We start from the raw sequence: 16,795 nt of genomic DNA, 5'->3' as shown, positions 1-16,795 counted from the left end.
ACAATAAACACAGTAAAGAAACCAGGTGAATATAATTCACCCGGATTTCAATTATTCACCCTCCACCGAAACACTATCATTTTGTCCAATTACAGGCAACAAATGCTCGTGCAACTTCATCGCCTGCAAACAACTATTAATCCCAGAAACCGCCCGATCGTACTCTTTGATCTTTTCTTCATTCTCAGCTTGCCGCCGCAGATTCCCAGCAATCTTTTCCTCCGCCTCCTGTGCCAAAGTTTGCTCCAAATAATCGCGAGCTTGACTGTATTTCTGCAAAATATCATCAGCTTGCTTTTGGGCCAGCGGCAACAAATGCTCTTTCAGGGTTTGGTTGACAGTTTGGCGGAAAGTTTGCCGAATAGTTCTAGAGACTTTTGGCTCGAAATCTAGCCGCAATAATTGCCGAATTGCAGGTTGGGCGTCCACCATGTTTTCGCAGTCGAAACCTTGAGAAGTTTGCTGCAATGTTTCCCGGAATTGATAAATCGAAAATGTGCCTTCGTCGTAAAAACGGGGACTTTCTCGCACGTAGCGATCGCACTCAACGCCCGCCGCATTTACCAAAGCATCAGAAACCCGCTTTGATAACTCCTCTAACTGCTGTTCAATTCCCCCATCATTCCCCAACAATCGATAGAGTAATCGATAGTATTCCGACTTGCGAACGCTATCTTTCAAATACTGGAAATAATTATCAACCAGTGACTTAGTAGCCTCTACTAAAATATCTTCCAACTGATTCGCTAAATAATAAAGTGCTTCAACTAAAACAGCAATTAAAGGTGCTGTGGCATTGCGGGGATGATTCCGCAAAGTGCGTCCGTAAGCCGCCTCAACAGAAAATCCATCTAACAATTCATCCAAGCGGCGGATCATCCGAGATTGCAGTTGCCGAAAGTCTATATCGAAAATATCGCATCTGTTCATAATCATTTCATTGACTTCTTCGGCGATATGTTCCCGAAAATCCTGTCCGACTTGCTGCAACTCTTGATTTAGTCGCAAAAGTTCTTGTGCTTTCATTGCTTCAATTTCGCGGGGCTGGCTGTCCAAATTCCGCTGAATTGTTTGGTAATGTTTCCGCAGTTGAATGCACAAATCTTCTAAATCGTCAGCGAGATTTTTGAACAGTTGCGGGCGTTTTTCTTCTGTGAGGTAGCGGGTGATGGCTGTGCGAAAATCTTCGATCCCGCTATCTTGAATTAATTGAGCAATTAATGGTTGTCCTTGTTCTGCAAGAATCCGCACGTAGTTTTCATTAGGTGTTTCGTAGCTGTTAACGGAAATGCGAAATTTGCTCGGAGATAACTTGCCGGAATTCGCACAGTAGCGATTAAATTCACTAACAAATTGCGGAGTTTCTTCACTATTACTGAGGAATTCTGAATCTAATTTATCGTCTCCAAAAACTCGCCCTTTACTGGTGGCAAATATTGTATTTAAACCAAAGCGATCGCGCCCGGTTGTCCCTCGAATCAAACTCCCGTAAAATCCCAACAATCCGCTAGTTTTGTAAACTCTCGCAGTATCGCGAAAGTCGGAATTAATCAGATTTTCTAAGCGCTGTCGCAGTTGCGTGTTGTACCAAGTTTCGTCAATGCGGTTGAAAATGTAAAACAGTCGATCGCGAATTCCCGGATTTCCCCGTGTTTTTTCCATCAACTCGGTTTCTTCCGTCGTCATTTCCCCAGACGAAGCCGCTTTCAAAACACAGACAACCGCCGAAGTATCAGGGCTTTCAATCTTATCATAAGTCAATTCTGCATCCCGCTGCACCGGCGCATCAATTCCCGGCGTATCGATAATAATATTGCCATCTTGCAGCAGCGGATGATAACAGTAATATTCAACTCGCTTGAGTACAGCACTGTTACTACCGCGACGGGCATAACTAGCAGCTTCCTTAAGATTGGAAAAGTTAAACTGTTCCATCGAGTAGGTAGCGTTTTCGAGAGTTTGGATGCGATCGCGATTTCCCTCAAAACCTTCTAACAGCAGCATCAAAGCCTTAGCTTTTTTAGCTACCTCGGATTTATTTTCGCCGCCTTCCGTTTCAATAATTATGTTACATCCCTGAGACAACAGCGACACTACATCTGTTTGATTAATATTAAGTTCCGTAGCTAAACCTAACTGATGGCAAAGCACAGAAGCTTGCTGGCTAATCTCAAACTCGCTCAAAAAAGTGAGAACAACGCGCTCTTTTTCCGGCTCAGCAAAGGCGATATAACATTCCGTACCTGTCGCGTGTCCTTCAGCACTGTAGAGCAATTCTCGCTCCAGCAAAGCATTAATTAACATAGATTTTCCCGCACTGAAAGCGCCAGCAAACACAATCTCAAACTCAGGAGAAATTGCCTTTTTCAGAGAAGCTTGTACCGCCGTGATATCTTGTTGTCGCAAAGAGGATTCCTGACGCAGCAGTTGCACTAAAGAATCAACTTGCTCTTGCAGACTGGTGCATTGAGGGGGCATTTGAGTCATGGCGGCAGACTGCTCCTGATTGTGGGAAAATTACCTTATTGTTAATTCTCTGCTAGTTCAGGAATAATCACAACAGTAATTTTACTTATGCGACGATCCAGGATTGCGGAAAGTGCGATCCTCTTCGAGGGCTCCGCTAACGGCTATTCTGAGGGTAAATCTTGTGTTTGCAGCCAAGCTGTTAAGTCCGAGATTTCGTTAAAATTTAACAAGGCTTCTCCTAAGTTTTCCAATTGGTCGATCGACAATTCCCCGATTTGAGTTTGAACTTCGGAAGTAACAGCACCTACACGACGTTCCAATAGACGAATAATCAGTGCTATTTGTCCTTCCTTAATTCCTTCTTGTCTGCCTTTTTCTGTTGCTATGCTGACGGCTTTAGTGATTGCTCCCCGACGGTCTTGGATGTAAATTTCCTGTTTTTGCAACTCGCTTAATTCGTCATAGCTCAAATTAGCTTTAGTCGCTATTGCAAATGCTTGACTAATCTCTGGCACCTCTTCCATTGTTGCAGGTACTGCGTTTAATTCCCTAGCAGTTTTGAGAAAATAAATCCACTTATCGGTTAATGTTTCTAACTCGTTCAAACTTTTTTGGAACTTGGGTAACTCAACAAAAACCAATTCAAAATCGAAAATAGGATAATCGCTCAAGAACTCTCTTTCTTTCAGGACAAACCGCGAAATTACTTTCCTAAAATCCTCAAACATCTCAAAATCAGTGATGGTCAAGGCAATCACTGGATTCAACATTACATATTGTTCTGCTGTTTCTAATTGCGTTGAATAAGCTTTGGCTGCATTGTACAAAATCCGCTTTTCAAAAGCCTCTACGTTCAAAACCTGCATCTCGATAATTACATTTGTGCCGTCATTTAACTGAGCTCTAATATCGACGTAAGTATCCTTAAGACCTCGAATTAGCGGTAGTGAATGAGGATCGAGGATTTGCAAACTTTCGATGGTGGGCTGACTGTCATACAGCAAGGCATTCAAAAAACTCTTGAGAATGTCTTTGCTATTTTCAGAACCGAAGATTTTTTTGAAAGCAAAATCAGTTTTAGGATTGATGAATGTGAACATATTGGTAATGGTAAATTTGTAATAGTTAAGTCTTCAGGTGCGGGAGGCGCACCCTACTAGATTATAGCAACCAAACTTCTGGTGTGCATTGCGCGCTACAGAATTAAACCGACAAATTTTGACGCGGTTTAAAAGTTTCTATCTGCCGCAATTTTTCGTACAATTCCCGTTCCTCCTCGCTAATTTCTTTGGGAATTAACACCTGAATTTCTACCAATTGATCGCCCCGATCGCCATTTCCTGTCGGATAGCCTTTGTTAGCCAGCCGCAACCGCTTTCCAGAGGTTACTCCCGGCGGCAATTTCATCTTTACCAAGCCGTCTAGCGTCGGTACTTCAATATCTCCCCCCAACACCGCTTCGCTGGGAGTCAGTGGCAATTCGCAGCAAATATCCGACATTTCCAAGCGAAAAAATGGATGGGGAGAAACTGTGATTTTCAAATATAAATCTCCGCCGCCCATACCTTGATTTCGCAAGCGAATCCGCTGACCTGATACCATAGCAGGAGGCAGATTTACCTCGATCGCTCGCCCGTCTTCCAAACGAATTCGCTCGGTACCGCCCGAATAAGCCCTTTCCAAAGGCAGAGTCAGCCTGGCCTCAATGTCTCTTCTGGGTTCCCGATCGACTGTTTCTCGTCGCATTTCGCGATCGACTGTTTCTCGTCGCATTTCGCGATCGTCAAAATCCCTTCTAGGTGGGCGAGAATTAGCAACATAACTCGTTTTCTTAGAAGCCGTACTCCACGGTTCAGAGGAGGCTACTCCCGGTGCATCATTCGCTGTCGCCATCCTCACTTCCCGGCGCCTTCCGAGCACTTGGTCGAGAAATTTATTAAAATCCGAGTAATCACTAAAATCGACATCTTCGGCCGGTTTTTTGCGAGTATTTTTAGTGTTTCCCCAAGTTTTGAAATTGGGAAGTCGCACCCCTTGCTTTCCTTGAAATCCCTTTTGTTTCCAGAATTTACTAAACTGATCGTATTGAGCGCGCTTCTCGATATCGGAAAGAATATCATAAGCTTCATTAATATCCTTAAACTTATCTTCAGCAGATTGATCCCCTGGATTTACGTCAGGGTGCAACTGTCTGGCTAGCCGTCGATAGGCTTTTTTTATCTCATCAGCCGTGGCATCTTTGGGCACTCCCAAAATTAGATAGTAATTGCGAAAATTCTGCATATTTAGTCATTAGTCATTAGTTATTAGTCATTAGTCATTAGTCATTAATTATTAGTCATTAGTCATTAGTCATGCTGCTTCCCTGCTTCAAACTAGGGACTAATGACTAGGGACTAATGACTAACCACTAATTAGAGCCAATCGTCGTCATCATCCCAATCGTCGCTTTGATTTTGATAAGGGCGAGTGGGGCGATTAGCACTGCTTCTACGATCGCCCATACGATCGCCCATTCGATCGCCCATGCGATCATTCATACGATCGCCCATTCGATCGCCGGCGCGATCGTATGGGCGATCGGGAATTGGATCGACAGTCGATCGCCTGTACGGTTTAGCATTGGTATAATAGCTGCTGTCATCGCTGCGCCGCTTAGTACCGTCGCCCGTAAAAGTCCGCTTCACAGACTCAAAGAAATCATCATCATCGTCATCATCAGCAAAAGCTGAAACTTCCCGGCTCAAATCGTAAAGAGCATCTTGCAAATCCGAACCAACTTGGTCAACTCCCCGCTCATCATTGCGTTCCAAACTGTCTCGCAATTCCCGAATTAAAGTTTCAATTCGCTGGCGGCTTCTTTGAGCAAACTGCATTCCGCGATCGAGCGCAACTTCTCGCAACTGCCGCTCGGCTTGATAAGCTAAAGCTTCAGCGCGATTGCGTTTTTCTACCTTTTCCCGCTGCAACTTATCAGCTTGAGCAAACTGTTCCGCATCGCGAATCATTTGATTCACTTCCTGCTGAGTCAGCGTCGAAGCACCTTGCACAGTAATACTTTGTTCCCTACCAGTAGTTTTGTCCAAAGCAGTTACCAACAGCATCCCGTTAGCATCAATATCAAAAGCTACTTGTACCTGCGGAATCCCTCGCGGCGCCGGCGGAATTCCAGTTAGTTTAAACCGTCCCAAAGACTTATTATCCCGCCCTAATTCCCGTTCCCCTTGGATTACGTGAATTTCTACCACAGTTTGGTTGTTTTCAGCAGTCGAAAAAATGTCCGATCGCCTGACTGGAATAGTAGTATTCCGAGGAATCAGTTTTTTCATCACCCCGCCGATAGTTTCCAAACCCAGCGACAGCGGCGTCACATCCAACAGCAGCACATCGCGGACATCGCCACCCAAAATCCCCGCTTGAATTGCCGCACCCACCGCCACAACTTCATCGGGATTCACATTTTGATTCGGTTCTCGATCGATCAAGTTGCGAACAACTTCCTGCACCAAAGGAATGCGAGTCGAACCGCCGACCAACACAACTTCATCAATGCGAGAAGGACTCAAACTTGCATCAGCCAAAGCTTGTTTGACTGGCCGCCGTAGCCGCTGCACCAAATCTGTGCACAGCCCCTCAAATTGACCGCGAGTTAGTCGCGTTTCCAGATGCAAAGGCCCGTCTTCGTTCGCATCAATAAACGGCAAATTAATCTCGGTGACACCGACTCCCGACAGTTCAATCTTGGCTTTTTCGGCCGCTTCGATCAAGCGCTGCAAAGCTTGCCGGTTGCGTCGCAAATCAATTCCTTCTTTTTCTAAGAATTGTTCTGCCAACCAGTCCACAATTTTGGAGTCAAAATCATTGCCGCCCAATTGAGTATCGCCGCTAGTTGCTTTGACTTCAAATACTCCATCTCCCACGTCTAAAATCGACACATCAAAAGTACCGCCGCCCAAATCAAACACTAAAATAGTTTGACTTTCTCGCCTCTCCAAACCGTAAGCCAAAGAAGCCGCTGTCGGCTCATTTAAAATCCGCTTAACATCAAGTCCGGCAATTCGTCCCGCATCGCGCGTCGCCTGTCGCTGCGAGTCGTTGAAATAAGCGGGAACAGTAATTACAGCCCCCGTTACCTCTTGTCCCAGATAGCGGCTGGCTTCATCGGCCAGTTTCCGCAAAACCATCGCCGAAATTTCCTCTGGGGCAAAATCTTTTTTCAGGCGCGGACACTTGATTTTGATGTTCCCGTTTTCGTCGCGGCGAGTTGTGTAAGGGACGCGCTTTGATTCTGGAGTCAGTTCAGTATATTTGCGTCCGATGTACCGCTTGACGGCGTAAAAGGTGTTTTGCGGATTGAGAACAGTCTGCCGTCTGGCCATCTGTCCCACAAGGCGTTCTCCTTCCTTTGTGAAAGCGACTACCGAGGGAGTTGTCCGCATCCCTTCTGCATTGGCAATCACAACCGGTTTGCCGCCTTCCATGACGGCTACTACTGAGTTTGTTGTTCCGAGGTCAATGCCAACTACTTTACCCATGCGTCTGTTGTCTCCTGTGGCGTTGTGTGTAACTTTTTCAATATAAGCGTTAAGTATGATTGCACTTATTGTACCGCGTCGAGAAGCGGGGGCTGCAGGGGGATTGCCTCACCTGCGGTTCAGGTTGCTGGGGTTGGCTGGGTACGATCGACCTTTTTTCCATACGGTTTGGCGCAGCAAGCGAGAAGCACATTGATTAGAACTCATATCTTGCACCATTCTCAAGAACAGGCTTTCCGGCCTGTTCCACAAAAATTCAATGTTCTTGTGGAACAGGCCGGAAAGCCTGTTCATAAAGGGCTACTTGAGAATGGTGCAAGATATCAGTTAGAATGGAGATCAAAAGTTATCCTATCATTAACATAGAGGTAGCCTGAATGCCCGGATTAGAACTATTGTAGTCAGTTGAGTTTCTCAATCTAAAAGGCAAAGCAGTTAAAGATAAGTGGGATGAAGATTGAGGTTATTACAAGTAGGAATTACGCACGGGTGGTCAGAAACCGGGTTTTTTTAAGAAAATCTTTCGCACTCACCCACAGATTCGGTAAAAAACCCGGTTTCTTGGGCATAGATGAGTAATTCCTGACAAGATTGAATTTCACTACAAACTTAAGGAGGTAAGAGTTATGCAAAGCATTAAAGTACGATCGCACGTCGGATCAGACGGGATGTTGCATTTGCAAATCCCCGGTGGTATCAAAGATACAGATTTGGAAGTTATTGTAGTTTTCCAGCGCATAACACCAGCAACTGAGGGTAAAACACCGGAAGATTTAGGCTGGTCGCCCGGTTTTTTTGAGACAGTAATAGGAAGTTGGGAGGGAGAACCGCTTGTTCGTCCCGATCAGTTGGAATATGAAATCCGGGAAGAATTGCTGTGATTTATCTTTTAGACACCAATACTTGCATCCGTTTGTTAAATCCAGACCGCAACTCATCGGTATCTCGCCGACTAGCAATGATGCGATCGGGTGATGTAGCAATATGCTCTGTAGTTAAAGCAGAACTTTACTGGGGTGCTTTTAAAAGTTCTCGTCAAGATAGCAATCTAGCTCGACTAGAACGTTTTTTCAATGAGTTTGTAAGTTTGCCTTTTGATGACCAGTCTGCCCTAATTTACGGTCAAATTCGCACTCAATTAGCTGCATCTGGAACACCAATTGGCCCTAATGACCTTTTGATTGCCTCTATTGCTATTGCCAACAACCTCATTCTTGTAACTCACAATACCCGCGAGTTCAGTCGCGTTGAGGGTTTGCGTCTGGAAGATTGGGAGATAGAGGCATGAGTTATACCAATTTCATAAAGTTATGCTACATAGAAAGTTTTACTCCCCCCCTTAATAAGGGGGGGTTGGGGGGGGGGTAGATATGTAGCGCTATTTTATGAATTTGGTATTAGATGTATCGAGTTCGCCTACAATCACCATCTCGCTCCAACAATGCCTGCAATCAAAATAAAATTATGAAATTCACCCTTGATGTCGAAAACAATCCCGCAGGCTGGCCGGATCACACTCAATTACCAGAATCCGACGGCACTTTTGTGAAAAACTTTCAAGAACATCCCCAAAGCATTCTGTTAACAGATTCAATTACTCCCGTTTTGCAGAGAATTCACGCTGACGGTAACTATTGCATCGGTCAAGACAGCGGTATTTATTGGCGATTAACTGACCCGTTAGAACGGGGTGCAGAAGCGCCAGACTGGTTCTACGTGCCCAATGTCCCGCCAACAATTGACGGTCAATTGCGCCGTTCTTATGTGATGTGGCAAGAATTTGTAGCACCGTTAATTGTGTTAGAGTTTGTATCGGGCAATGGTGCAGAAGAACGGGACAGAACGCCTTTGTTGCGATCGGGTCAACAGGAAACTAAGCCTGGGAAATTCTGGATTTATGAAAATGTCATCCATCCGGCATTTTACGGGATTTATGAAGTAACTAAGGCTAGCGTTGAAGTCTATCACCTGATCGAAAATAGGTATCAATTAGTTTCTGCAAACGATCGCGGTCATTATCCGATCGCACCGTTAGGAGTGGAATTGGGAATTTGGCAAGGAAAATATCAAAATGTTGAGTTACCTTGGTTGCGCTGGTGGGATAGTGCAGGGAATCTGTTGTTAACCGGGGCTGAAAGAGCCGATCGCGCCCAAGACCAATTAGAGCAATTGCGCGCTCAATTGCGATCGGCTGGAATTGAACCGGAATTGTGAATTGGAGTGCATCTCAATTTGGGAAGGGCGCGGGGGCAAAAAACCAGGTTTCTGCGTGAATATTTGTAGAAATAATCGACAATTTTTGGAAGAAACCGGGTTTTTTTCGTAAGTCCTAAAGAAGTCGGGTATCTAATAATCATCACAGAGGAAAACCAAGTGCCTCGCATTTTTGACAACATTGAACGGCCGCTGCTACCAGCATTGCGAGACACCATTAAACTCTCCTATCGGGCAGATTTTTGTGTGGGCTATTTCAATCTTCGGGGATGGCGGAGAATTGGCGATTTAATAGAAGCATATGTCGGAAACCAAGGAGCCTGCTGCCGCCTTTTGGTGGGAATGCAAAGTTTGCCGGCCGATGAATTGAATGCTAGTTTTAGCCTGATTTCCCATCACGGGGGGATTGACAATAATGCCATTATTCGGCTCAAAAAACGGATGGCTGAGGAATTTCGCCACCAGTTGACGATCGGCGCTCCCAACGATCGCGACGAGCAGGGCTTACGCAGGTTAAGCTATCAGATTAAAAGCGGAAAAGTTATTGTTAAATTATTCTTAGCTTACCCACTGCACGCTAAACTTTATCTCGTTCACCGTCACGATCCCAACAGTCCGATCGTCGGTTTTTTGGGCAGCAGCAATCTGACTTTATCGGGACTGTCAAAACAAGGGGAATTGAATATTGATATTTTAGATTTTGATGCTTGTAATAAGTTGCAAAAATGGTTTGACGATCGCTGGGAAGAATACGGCTGTGTTGATATTTCCAAAGAACTCGCCGAAATTCTCGATCGCAGTTGGGCGAGAACCGAACTAATTCCACCTTATCACATCTATCTCAACATTGTCTATCATTTGTCCCGCGAGGCGATCGCAGGTATTGCTGAGTTTCAGATTCCCCGCGATTTTAAGGGTTTATTTAAATTTCAAGAAGAAGCGGTTAAGCTAGCCGCCCGTCACATTACCAAACGGGGAGGGGTGATTATTGGCGACGTTGTAGGGTTGGGTAAAACTTTAGTCGGAACTGCGATCGCCAAAATTTTACAAGAAGACTGTTTCTTGGAAACCCTGATTATTTGTCCCAAAAACTTAGTCAAAATGTGGGAGGAGTATAATTGTAAATATCTCCTGGGTGCCAAAGTCTTATCCATCAGTCTGGTACAGCAAGAATTGCCAGAATTGCGCCGCTATCGAGTTGTGTTAATTGATGAAAGTCACAACCTCAGAAACCGAGAAGGCAAGCGATATCGCGCGATTCAAGAATATATTGCCATCAACGAAAGTAAATGTATTTTGCTTTCAGCAACTCCCTACAACAAAACCTATTTAGATTTATCTTCTCAGTTGCGGCTGTTTATTCCTGAAGACCAAAATTTAGGACTGCGGCCCGAAGCTTTGCTGAATCAATTGGGCGGAGGCAGTCAAGGAGAGTTAGAATTTATTAAGCGGCATCAATGTCCCGTGCGCTCTTTGGCTGCTTTTGAAAAAAGCGAACATCCTGATGATTGGCGAGATTTGATGAAGCACTACATGGTGAGGCGCACTCGCTCGTTTATCAAAGAAAATTATGCGGAAACTGACGCAGAGAAGAAGCGCAAATATTTAGAATTTGCAGATCGCACGCGATCGTATTTTCCCGATCGCATTCCCAAAACCATTAAGTTTTCCTCGGAAACTTCCGCAACTAACTCCCAGCTTGACTTTGAGGAAATTGTCGAAGTCATCAATGCACTAAATCTGCCGCGTTACGGGCTGGGAAATTACATCGCCAAAAAACCCAAACAACAGCCGACTGAAGCAGAACAGCGGCAGTTAAATGCCTTATTCCGTGGGGGTCGCCGATTAATGGGATTTTCGCGGACAAACCTGTTTAAACGGCTAGAAAGCAGTGGCAGTGCCTTTATTCAGTCGATCGAGCGCCACATCCTGCGGAATTTTATCTATTTATATGCGATCGACCAAAACTTCGATATCCCGATCGGCACCCAGGATGCAGACTTGTTGGATACCCGCAACAGCGATGAAGATGCTGATTCAGTGGTGGTTAGCAGTTTTGAAAGCGAAGAAATCGAAGAGGATGCGGGCGAATTTTTAGATATGGAAGCCGAATTACTGTCAAGCGAAAAGAGTTTTAAACAGCGGGCAGAAGTTGTTTATCGAGAATATCAAACGCGCTACCAGCGCAGGTTTAAATGGCTCAAATCTGAATTTTTTGATACCAAGAAGTTAAAACGGGATTTGCTAGCCGATGCCCGCTGTTTGATAGAAGTATTGCAAACTTGCGGTGAATGGCATTCTCAACCCGATGAAAAGTTAGCTGCTTTGGTGAAATTGCTCACAGAAACTCACCCCCATGAGAAAGTATTAATTTTTACTCAGTTTGCCGATACAGTCCGCTATATAACTGATAATTTAACTAAGCTAAATATTGCGGGCGCTGCATCGGTGACAGGTAAATCAAAAGACCCCACAGAACTCACATTTCGGTTTAGTCCAACTAGCAACGGTAAGCGTGACAAAATCTCCCCAGAACGAGAATTGCGAATCTTAATTGCCACCGACATTCTGAGTGAAGGTCACAACTTGCAAGACAGTGCGATTATCGTTAATTATGACTTACCTTGGGCAATTATTCGATTAATTCAGCGGGCGGGAAGAGTGGACAGAATCGGGCAACAAGCTGAGCAGATTTTGTGTTATTCATTCTTGCCAGATGAAGGAGTCGATCGCATTATCAACCTGCGAGAAAGACTGCGCCGACGCTTGCAAGAAAATGCCGAAGTTGTCGGAACTGATGAGACATTTTTTGAGGATGACTCACCTCAAGTCATTCTCGATATTTACAATGAAAAATCAGGAATTTTAGATGGCGAAGAAGATGCCGAAGTTGACTTAACATCCGAAGCTTTTCAAATTTGGAAAAATGCCACTGACAACAACCCAATTTTGAAAAAAACCATTGAGTCAATGCCAAATGTAGTTTATTCAACTCGCAATCATACTCCCGCACCCTTGCAACCAGAAGGAGTTTTATTGTACATGAAAACCGCCGAGGGAAATGATTCATTAATTTGGGTCGGTCGCGATGGCAATAGCGTTAGTCAATCGCAACTCGGAATCTTAAGAATTGCAGCCTGCGACGAAGCGACACCAGCAATTCCCAGAGACAAACAGCATCACGAATTAGTCACAAAAGGTGCAGAGTTGATAGCAGAAGAAGAGTCAACAGCGGGCGGACAATTGGGCAGACCTTCCGGGGCCCGCTTCCAAACTTATGAACGTTTGAAGAGTTACTTTAAGGAAATGAATGGTACAATATTTGCATCCGATGAATTGGCAAAAGCCATCGATGAAATTTACCGTTATCCCCTGCGCCAGTCCGCAATTGACACGTTGAATCGGCAGTTAAAAAGCGGTATTGGCGATCGACAATTAGCCGAATTAGTCGTGGGTTTGCGGATGGATGACCGTTTGTGTATAGTTAGTGAAGATGGAGACAAACGGGAACCGATGATTATTTGTTCTTTAGGCTTGTTTCAGGAGAAAGCTGTCAGTCCGCCATTCCTCTCACCATCCAGCTAGTCCGCCAGGGAATGAATTCCACGGGGCTTATAGCGAAAGTCGTCTAAAGACGACTGATGAATTGAAAAATTTTCTTCTCAGTCCTCTTAAGAGGACTTTCGCTTTGAGACAGGGGTTTCAACCCCTGTCGGACTGTCGGACTGTCGGACTGTCGGACTGTCGAACTGCCGGAATGTCGGACTTTCGGTTTAGCCTTAAGTTGACACGCCTTGAGCACGATGCCGTGTCCCTACTAGAGTTCTCCCTTATTCCTTCATATATAACTATGCCGCCAACACTTAAAGAATCCCGCGAACTTCTCCAAGACTTTGAATTCAACAAATTGTTCGTCCAAAAACTCGGTTGGGATAATCCATCTTCCCACAAAACCGTACCTCTAGAAATAGACGGCGAGACTTATTCCCGAAAGGCCATTTCCCAACTTAACAAAGTAGTTGTATATGAAATTACCAGCGCTAGCGGAAATATCCCCAACAGCGCCGAAAGACTGACGATTTATCGCGAAATCGTCCAAATTTCCGCCGAAAATCTGTTGATTTTTATTGACAAAAATCGCACCAAATGTCTCTGGTATTGGGTGAAGCGCGAAGGTACAAAACTTTATCCCCGCGATCATGTATACGTGAAACGGGAACCTTGCGATTTGCTGCTGAGTAAAGTGACAGCTTTAAAGGTTGATTTAGAAGAATTAGAAACCCTTTCGGTGATTGATGTCGCCCAAAGATTGCAGGCTGGCTTGGATGTCGAACGAGTAACTAAAAAGTTTTTTGAAGAGTTTAAACAGCAACACGTTGAATTTTTAAGTGTGATTCGCGGCATTGACAAAGAAACAGACAGACGCTGGTATACTTCGGTTTTACTCAACCGCTTGATGTTTGTTTATTTTTTGCAGCGCAAAGGATTTATCGACAGTGGCAAAATGCTATATTTGCAGGAAAAGTTAGCCGAAAGCAAGCAGCGGGGAACGGATTTATTTTACTCGCAATTCTTGAAAACACTGTTTTTTGATGGATTTGCTAAACCTCTGGATTTGCGGGAGGAAGGCGTTAAAGAATTAATCGGCGATGTTAAATATTTGAATGGGGGACTGTTTCTAGAACATCCCATCGAACAAAATTATCCGAATATCGCCATACCCGATGCTGCGTTTGAGAAAATATTTAATTTATTTGCCGCCTATTCTTGGAATCTCGACGATACAGTTGGCGGGAAGGAAAACGAAATTAATCCGGCGGTTTTGGGATACATCTTTGAGAAATACATTAACCAAAAAGCCTTTGGTGCTTATTATACCAGGCCGGAGATTACTGAATATTTGTGCGATCGCACAATCAACAAACTAATCCTCGATAAAGTCAATAATCTCTCTTCCTCCAACTCTTCCTCCCCCCTTACTAATGTGGAATCTCCCTCTTCCTCCCCCCTTACTAAGGGGGGCCGGGGGGGATCTCTTCATCAGCAAAACAACGCATCCAACTCTTCCAACTCTTCCTCCCCCCTTAGCAAGGGGGGCCGGGGGGGTTCTTCTCCCCACTTTGAAACCATCACCGAACTCCTCACCAATCTCGACGCAAATCTCTGCCGCAGCCTGCTAACAGAAATCCTCCCAAACCTAACATTATTAGACCCAGCCTGCGGTTCCGGCGCGTTTTTAGTCGCAGCGATGAAAACGCTGATTTACATCTATTCAACAGTCATCGGTACAAGCAAGTTTTTAAACGACCACCACCTCAATAATGACCTCAAAAAAATCGAAAAAGAGCATACTTCACTTAACTACTATATCAAAAAACGGATTATTAGCGACAACCTCTACGGCGTGGATATCATGCCGGAAGCAGTGGAAATCGCTAAATTGCGACTGTTTTTAGCCTTAGTTTCGGCGGCGGAGAATGTTAGCGACTTGGAACCGTTGCCGAATATTGACTTTAACATTATGGCCGGCAATTCCTTAATTGGACTACTTCGGGTGGATGACGCAGAATATGAAGGAAGTGGAACTCAGTTAAATTTGTTTCACAAGACATACAGACAAGTATTAGAGGAGAAAAACCGTCTGATTTCTATTTACCGTCATGCGACCACCTATAGCCAAAACTTGCAGAGTTTACGAGATGAAATTGCCGAAAAGAAAGCGCCGGCTATCGAAAATATTAATAAGATTTTGTTAGAAGATTTCCAGCAGTTAAAAATTAAGTTTGAACAAGCACAGATTAGCGGTAAGCCGATTAAGCGTACCCTGACTCTCGCTGATATAGAAGCTTTGAAGCCTTTTCACTGGGGCTATGAGTTTGATGAAATTTTGCATCAACGGGGCGGATTTGATGCGATTATCACTAATCCACCTTGGGAAATTTTTAAGCCAGATGCTAAGGAGTTTTTTGCTGCTCACAGTAATTTGGTGACGAAAAAGAAGATGGATATTAAGAGTTTTGAGAAAGAGCAAAAGAAACTCTTGCAAGATACAGAGGTTTCTAATGCTTGGTTGGAATATCAGAGCAATTTTCCTCATATCAGTGCTTATTATCGTTCAGCGGAACAGTACAAAAATCAGATTTCGATTGTCAACGGTAAAAAAGCAGGTACGGATATTAACCTCTATAAACTTTTTGTAGAGCAATGTTTTAATCTCTTACGCAGCGGTGGCGAGTGCGGGATTGTGATTCCTAGCGGTATTTACACTGACTTGGGTACTAAGCAACTGCGGGAGATGTTATTTAGTCAAACCAAAGTCACGGGGTTATTTTGTTTAGAAAATCGGAAAACAATTTTTGAAGGGGTTGATAGTCGTTTCAAAATAGTTGTTCTTACTTTTGAGAAGGATGGGATAACCAGTGAGTTACCCTCAGCTTTTATGCGTCTTGATGTGGATGAACTGCAAAGGTTTCCTAGTGCTGATAGCTTGCAAGTTAACGTTGAATTAGTGCGGAAGTTATCTCCTGACTCTCTCTCGGTGATGGAGTTTAAAAATGAGGGAGATATTCGCATTGCTGAGAAAATGCTGCAATTCCCGTTACTTGGCGAAAAGATTGAGGGGAAATGGAATTGTATACTACATCGCGAATTTGACAGGGGTAACAGAACTGATTTTTTTCAACTTCAACCCACGAACAATAGTCTGCCACTTTTTGTAGGAAAAATGTTTCATCAATTCACTAAAACTGATGAACCTGCGCCCTACTGGATCGAAGAAAAAATGGGGAGACAAGAATTACTGGGAAATAATAAAGATGGCAATCAGATACTTGATTATCAATGCTATCGTTGGGTACATAGACGAATTGCTCGTAATACTGACTCACGTACATTAATTACTACGATTGCTCCCCCCAGAGTTTTTTTTGATAATAATAGTACCAGTATCGATTTAGGTAAATCTCAAATTTCTCAGAAAGAAATGTTGGCTTTTTGTGCAATATGTAACTCTTTTATTGTCGATTGGTTTATCCGCCAAAAAGTGACTACAACTCTCAATATGTTTTACATATACCAACTTCCCGTAGCGCGATTAACATCAGGTGACAAATACTTCTGCGACATCGTACAGCGCGCCGCCAAACTCATCTGCACCGCCCCAGAATTTGACGAATTAGCCCAAGAAGTCGGCTTAAACTCGCACCGAGAAGGCGTTACCGATGAAATAGAACGCGCTCAATTGCGAGCGGAATTAGACGGCATCATCGCCCACCTTTACGGCTTAACCGAAGCCGAATTTGCGTATATTTTGACTACTTTTCCGATCGTCCCCGAAGCCGTCAAACAAGCAGCATTAGCTGCCTATCGCACCTTTGCAGCATCACCCGGAGATCCCCCCTAACCCCCCTTAATAAGGGGGGGACAGGAAGTAGAGCGCACGTTTGCAGGGGAAAGAAGAGGAGACGGCAGTGCCGTTTCCCTACAAATAATAGGGGGGTAGTTACATATTTCGTGGATGAAAATTGAGGATTTTGCAGTAGGGAAAGAGCATTACCGTGTCCTCTTTTCCTCCGCCA

General features: G+C 44.3%; 10 protein-coding genes. 6 read left to right on the top strand and 4 right to left on the bottom strand.

Annotated features, from left to right (window positions below):
* Window positions 1-51 precede the first annotated feature (51 nt).
* The 4 genes from QUB24_RS16855 to dnaK form a co-directional block, all read right to left on the bottom strand.
* Window positions 52-2,487 (bottom strand): dynamin-like GTPase family protein, encoded by a 2,436-nt coding sequence (locus QUB24_RS16855; protein ID WP_333154334.1) that lies wholly within the window; start codon window positions 2,485-2,487, stop codon window positions 52-54.
* 143 nt (window positions 2,488-2,630) lie between these two features.
* A complete protein-coding gene (locus QUB24_RS16850) occupies window positions 2,631-3,569 on the bottom strand; it encodes an Rpn family recombination-promoting nuclease/putative transposase (protein WP_333154332.1) in 939 nt (312 codons plus the stop codon).
* Window positions 3,570-3,672: 103 nt separating this feature from the next.
* Window positions 3,673-4,752, bottom strand: coding sequence for a J domain-containing protein (locus QUB24_RS16845; RefSeq protein ID WP_333154331.1), 1,080 nt, complete (start codon window positions 4,750-4,752; stop codon window positions 3,673-3,675).
* Between the two features lie 131 nt (window positions 4,753-4,883).
* Window positions 4,884-7,004: a molecular chaperone DnaK gene (gene dnaK / locus QUB24_RS16840; protein WP_333154330.1), complete on the bottom strand. Its 2,121-nt coding sequence runs from the start codon at window positions 7,002-7,004 to the stop codon at window positions 4,884-4,886.
* 55 nt (window positions 7,005-7,059) lie between these two features.
* Here dnaK and QUB24_RS16835 point away from each other — a divergent pair, with 55 nt between their 5' ends.
* The 6 genes from QUB24_RS16835 to QUB24_RS16810 all read left to right on the top strand — a co-directional run bounded on the left by QUB24_RS16835 (window position 7,060) and on the right by QUB24_RS16810 (window position 16,620).
* A complete protein-coding gene (locus QUB24_RS16835) occupies window positions 7,060-7,200 on the top strand; it encodes a hypothetical protein (protein ID WP_333154328.1) in 141 nt (46 codons plus the stop codon).
* A 430-nt stretch (window positions 7,201-7,630) separates the two neighbouring features.
* Window positions 7,631-7,885, top strand: coding sequence for a hypothetical protein (locus QUB24_RS16830; protein ID WP_333154326.1), 255 nt, complete (start codon window positions 7,631-7,633; stop codon window positions 7,883-7,885).
* Window positions 7,882-8,292, top strand: coding sequence for a type II toxin-antitoxin system tRNA(fMet)-specific endonuclease VapC (gene vapC, locus QUB24_RS16825; protein WP_333154325.1), 411 nt, complete (start codon window positions 7,882-7,884; stop codon window positions 8,290-8,292). Before QUB24_RS16830 ends, vapC begins: the two co-directional genes overlap by 4 nt.
* Before the next feature lie 176 nt (window positions 8,293-8,468).
* Complete coding sequence (locus QUB24_RS16820) at window positions 8,469-9,218, top strand: Uma2 family endonuclease (protein WP_333154324.1); 750 nt, start codon at window positions 8,469-8,471, stop codon at window positions 9,216-9,218.
* A 159-nt stretch (window positions 9,219-9,377) separates the two neighbouring features.
* The gene (locus QUB24_RS16815) at window positions 9,378-12,803 is read left to right on the top strand and encodes a helicase-related protein (RefSeq protein ID WP_333154323.1); all 3,426 of its coding nucleotides are present in this window, start codon (window positions 9,378-9,380) and stop codon (window positions 12,801-12,803) included.
* Between the two features lie 265 nt (window positions 12,804-13,068).
* Window positions 13,069-16,620: an Eco57I restriction-modification methylase domain-containing protein gene (locus tag QUB24_RS16810; protein WP_333154321.1), complete on the top strand. Its 3,552-nt coding sequence runs from the start codon at window positions 13,069-13,071 to the stop codon at window positions 16,618-16,620.
* The last annotated feature ends 175 nt before the right edge of the window (window positions 16,621-16,795 follow it).

This window comes from Microcoleus sp. B9-D4 (assembly GCF_036705105.1).
Classification (GTDB): domain Bacteria; phylum Cyanobacteriota; class Cyanobacteriia; order Cyanobacteriales; family Microcoleaceae; genus Microcoleus.
Note: the sequence above shows the minus strand (reverse complement) of the source record. Positions and strands in the feature narration are given on the sequence as shown.